The following is a 4,132-nucleotide window of genomic DNA, read 5'->3' as shown; positions in this document are numbered from 1 at the left end:
CCCGGCATCGTCGCGATCAAGATGGCTCCCTTTAATAGATATCAAACGATCGATGTGGTGCGCGCCGTGATGCACTCGAGCCGACGGGATGAGATCGCGCTTTATACGGGCAATGACGACAATATCGTCAATGATTTGTTGACGGTATATCGGTTCCAGGTGAACGGTCAACCGGTGGAGAAGCGGATCGTCGGCGGCTTGCTCGGCCATTGGGCCGTCTGGACCCGCAAGGCGGTAGAGCTGCTGGACGAGGTGAAGCGGGTTCGCGGCGAGGAGGCGCTGGCTGCCGAATGGTTGACGCGCAATATTGAGGTTACGGACAGCAATGCGGCATTCTTCGACCCGGCGCATCATTTTGAGGGCTGTATCCCGGGTATTCACGAGGTGCTGCGTCGCCAAGGTCTATTGGAGGGAACGTGGTGCCTGAACCCTCGCGAGCAGTTGTCCGAAGGTCAGGCGGAGGAGATCGATCGGGTGTATGCTCAGTATCCGCATTTGCATGACGATGACTTCGTCCGAGCCGGGCTGAGGGAATGGCTGACTTGAGCGTTATACCGTCGTTGAATTAGCGGTCTGTCGATAGAGAGGGAGGCGGGCTCCATGCGGTTCAGAGATGTCTTCTCGATTATCGGCCCGAGCATGATCGGGCCGTCCAGCTCGCACACGGCCGGCGCAGCCCGGCTGGGACGCGCGGCGCGGGCGATCTGCGGCGCTCAGCCGAATCAGGCGGAGATCGTGTTGTATGGTTCCTTTGCCGAGACGTATCAGGGTCATGGTACTGACCGGGCGCTGGTAGCCGGTCTGCTCGGTTACCTCCCGAGCGACCCGCGTATCCGCGATGCGCTGGTTATCGCCGCTGAGGCGGGGATGGAGGTTAGCTTCAGGCCCTCCTCCCGTCCGGCGCATCATCCCAATACGGCCAAGCTCTGTCTGCTGGCGAACGAGCAGGAGACGGTCGTCACGGGCAGCTCGATCGGGGGAGGCAATATCGAGATTACGGGTGTCAATGGGTTCGACGTCAAATTTACAGCGGGATACCCGACGTTGCTCGTCTTCCACCGCGATCGTCCGGGAATGCTGGCCGATATGACCGATCTGTATCGGGATGCCGGACTGAATATCGGCTATATGGAGGTCGACCGCAAGTCGCGCAGCGGCGACGTGCTGACGGTGATCGAGAGCGACGGCCGCTTGCCGGATGGATCGTTGCGGCTGCTCGGCAGCCTGGCGGGTGTCGAGAGGGTATGCGGCGTGGACTCGAACGAAACGGAGGAATCGCTATGAGATTCAGCAATCTGGCCGGGATAGTCGCGCTATGCGAGCAGGAATCGCTGACCATAGCAGAGCTGATGGTGCTAGAGCAGATATCAGAGAGCGGCGAGGACGAAGCGGCGATCCGCCATCAGATGAGGGAATACTATCAGGTCATGAAAGAAGCCGTGCATAAGGGGCTGACGGAGGATACCACATCGCGGAGCGGATTGACCGGCAAGGATGCCCAGCGGGTACGACATTATATGAGCCATAACGTGCCGCTATTGGGGGAGGAGGCGAGTGCGGCCCTTACCTACGCCTTGGCCGTCTCGGAGGTCAATGCTTCGATGGGACGGATCATCGCTACCCCTACAGCGGGATCATGCGGGATTATTCCCGGCGTCTTCGTCAGTAGTCAAAAGCGCTTCGGCTGGGACGATGAACGGCTGGTGGACGGACTGTTCGCGGCCGGAGCCATCGGTTATGTGATTGCAAACAATGCTTTTATCTCGGGAGCGGAGGGGGGCTGTCAGGCAGAGGTCGGGTCGGCCGTGGCGATGGCTGCGGGCGCGCTGACCGAGCTCAGGGGGGGCACCCCGGCCCAGGCGATGCACGCTGTCGGTCTCGCACTCAAAAACTCGCTGGGACTGATCTGCGATCCGGTAGGCGGGCTGGTGGAGATTCCGTGTATCGTCCGCAATGGCTTCGGCGCTGTATCGGCGATGACGGCGGCAGACATGGCGCTTGCGGGCGTGCGCAGCGTCATTCCATCGGACGAAGTGGTCGATGTGATGCTGGAGGTCGGTCAGGCGATGCCCGAAAAACATCGGGAGACGGCCAAGGGAGGGCTGGCCCAGACGCCGACGGGGCGCAAGATTATGAAGGAACTGCAGGCGAGTCGTGGTCGGAGCGGCCCGTCCAGTCCCAACTAATTTACTAGGGTCCGTTCCCACTACCCTCGGAATATACAGACACGGCACGCTGACACGCCCTAGCATCTGGTTTGTCATTTGCTTGAATGCAGCGATTTCAGGATTTCAGAGACTATGCTGTTTTGACCACAGCGATGGTCTTTTTTTTGTAGTCTGGGGCTGTAAACTCGTGATATGCTGATTATGCTTTACCATTTATTCTCAGAGTCGCAATCAGCTTGAGAAGGGGGAGGATGCGATGCAAGCCCGAAGAATAATCATGGTTTATGTAATGGCAATCTGTCTGGTATGGGCAGGGGTAACGCTGCCTTCGGAGACGGCCGAGGCCGCTGCGGAGATTCGCGCATTGGAATTGTACCATGTGCAGGAACAGGTCCCGAGGCCGCCGGTCAATTATCTGGTGATGGGGCGCACGACGCTGTTCGCGCTCGATACGACCAAGGCTACAGCTACGGGGATGGAGCTCAAGGTGGAGTTTTCCGCAGACGGGGGAGCTAGCTGGACTCATCTGAAGGATTATGGAGGCCAAGAATGGAAAGCGATCGATCTCCCTTACGATTACAATCTGACCTCGGTGCACTTCCGCATCCATGCCAAGTTCGACCCGAAGGTCGGCGCAGACAGCAGAGATACCAAGGTATTCGGACCCTACAAGGTGTACCATGCTTATGGTCCAAGCGAAGCCGCGTATACGGCGAACAATGACGGTTCGATCAGCATAACCTTCCAGGACAACTCGACAATGGAGGATCATTACGAGATCGTTCGCCGCGGCGACGGTCAGGAGAAGCGCTTCAAGGCGCAGAGCGTAATGGCGGACCGAGGCAAGGTTCACTTCAAGGATACGACAGCCAACTCGCTCAAAAGCACCAAATACCTTTATCAGATCCAGCCCGTATTCGAGAGCATCCCTCTCCCCCTGGAGATACAGCCGCCCGGAACAAGCGTGTTGGCCGAGACCAAGGCGTCCCTGCTTGGTTACTTGCAACTGAACGATTATTCGCGCATTGACCTGAACACCGAGCAGAAATGGTCTCATTACTTGTCGACGACGCTGCCTGATACAAGCGAGGATCGTCCACCCCTTGAAGTGATTTGGGTCCCCTTTGAATTCCCTAATCCCGATGCGGAAGCTCCTCCGGCTGCAGAGATGACTAATGAAGAGACAGCGGCGGTCGAGCAAGAGCTTGCCGAGTTGGAGCAGCTTCTCGAGCTGACGGCGGCGGGGGCGAGCAGTTGGGCCCGGGAGGATATCCAGACTGCGGCTCTGCTAGGGCTTGCGACAGGCGATGTGCTGAGCGATTACCAATTACCGATCAGCCGTCAGCATTTCTCCGGATTAGCCGTTAAGCTAATGGAGAAGCTGACAGGTCAAGCTGCGGTGCCTGCCAATAACCCGTTCAAGGATACGCAGAACCCCGATATTTTGAAAGCTTACGCGCTTAACGTCATTCAGGGACGGACGGCGGATACCTTTGATCCGTATGCCAATGTAAGCCGACAAGAAATAAGTCTCATGTTGTGGCGGATTACCCACCTTGCGGGACTGTACGGCGAGTTGACGGTTGATGCCGAAGCGACTACATTTGCCGATCGGCAGCAAGTTGCTCCTTGGGCCGGCGATGCGGTCGACTATATCTCTTCGGTTGGTTTGGTCAAAGGGAAAGGCAAGGGACTTTTCGATCCGCAAGGGTCGACAACTCGCGAGGAAGCTATCGTACTAATGAAACGAATGTATGATGCTGCTATGGCCGAAAAATAGAAAAACAATATTTTTTATATTATTTTTTCAAAAACACTTGCCAAAACCTAAAAGTGTATGGTATATTCTAATTCCGGCCGAGAGATACAGGCTGGACGATGAAAAGGCAAGTGTTCTTTGAAAACTGAACAACGAGCGAAATGTCCTGTGACTCTTCGGAGTTGCAGATAGCAATACCAGCAAG

Annotated in this window: 4 protein-coding genes; all 4 read left to right on the top strand. The window is 56.7% G+C overall.

Annotated elements, in window-relative coordinates; genetic code table 11:
* Nucleotides 1-546 (top strand): dihydrodipicolinate synthase family protein (locus PA598K_RS29280; RefSeq protein WP_376739091.1); only part of this gene is annotated, 546 nt, incomplete at its 5' end.
* Nucleotides 547-600: 54 nt separating this feature from the next.
* Nucleotides 601-1,284, top strand: coding sequence for an L-serine ammonia-lyase, iron-sulfur-dependent subunit beta (gene sdaAB / locus PA598K_RS29275; protein ID WP_128660335.1), 684 nt, complete (start codon nucleotides 601-603; stop codon nucleotides 1,282-1,284).
* Nucleotides 1,281-2,186 (top strand): L-serine ammonia-lyase, iron-sulfur-dependent, subunit alpha, encoded by a 906-nt coding sequence (gene sdaAA, locus PA598K_RS29270; protein WP_128660334.1) that lies wholly within the window; start codon nucleotides 1,281-1,283, stop codon nucleotides 2,184-2,186. The genes sdaAB and sdaAA overlap by 4 nt, the downstream gene beginning before the upstream one ends.
* Before the next feature lie 238 nt (nucleotides 2,187-2,424).
* Nucleotides 2,425-3,948 (top strand): S-layer homology domain-containing protein, encoded by a 1,524-nt coding sequence (locus tag PA598K_RS29265; protein ID WP_128660333.1) that lies wholly within the window; start codon nucleotides 2,425-2,427, stop codon nucleotides 3,946-3,948.
* The last annotated feature ends 184 nt before the right edge of the window (nucleotides 3,949-4,132 follow it).

This window comes from Paenibacillus sp. 598K (genome assembly GCF_003851045.1).
Classification (GTDB): domain Bacteria; phylum Bacillota; class Bacilli; order Paenibacillales; family Paenibacillaceae; genus Paenibacillus_D.
Note: the sequence above shows the minus strand (reverse complement) of the source record. Positions and strands in the feature narration are given on the sequence as shown.